1 pseudogene is annotated in these 549 nt (G+C 57.2%); it reads right to left on the bottom strand.

Going from position 1 to position 549, the window contains the following annotated elements:
- Positions 1–471: pseudogene (locus tag FLQ03_RS16685) on the bottom strand (DEAD/DEAH box helicase family protein); the annotation flags it as partial.
- Between the last annotated feature and the right edge of the window lie 78 nt (positions 472–549).

Raw genomic sequence — 549 nt, 5'->3', positions numbered from 1 at the left:
CAGGTTCTTCTGGGCCTCACCAAACTGGCTGCGGTGGCACTCGTCGAAAATGAACACCACCTGCTTGCCGTAGATGGGCAAGTCCGCTTCGCTTTTCATCAGGTTGTTGAGCTTCTGAATGGTGGTGACAACGATCTTGTTGTCGTCCTTCTCCAGATTTCGCTTCAGGCCTGCCGTGCTGTCCGAGCCATTCACGCTGTCCGGCGAGAACCGTTGGTATTCCTTCATGGTCTGGTAGTCCAGATCCTTCCGGTCCACCACGAAGAACACCTTATCGATGAAGTCCAGCTCGGTGGCCAGGCGCGCAGCCTTGAAGCTGGTCAGTGTCTTGCCGCTGCCGGTGGTGTGCCAGATGAAGCCGCCGCTTTCCGTGTTGCTCCAGTTTTTGGCCTGATGGCTGCTCTTGATCTTCCACAGAATGCGCTCCGTGGCGGCGATCTGGTAAGGCCGCATCACCAGCAGCGTATTGCTGACGGGCTTTGTTGCACAAATCAGGGCTTGCGCCTGTCCGGTAGAATGACCGCATGAGCAAGCCCCTCCCTCCCAAGT

The sequence above is a fragment of the Vogesella urethralis genome, assembly GCF_007644045.2.
Classification (GTDB): domain Bacteria; phylum Pseudomonadota; class Gammaproteobacteria; order Burkholderiales; family Chromobacteriaceae; genus Vogesella; species Vogesella urethralis.
Note: the sequence above shows the minus strand (reverse complement) of the source record. Positions and strands in the feature narration are given on the sequence as shown.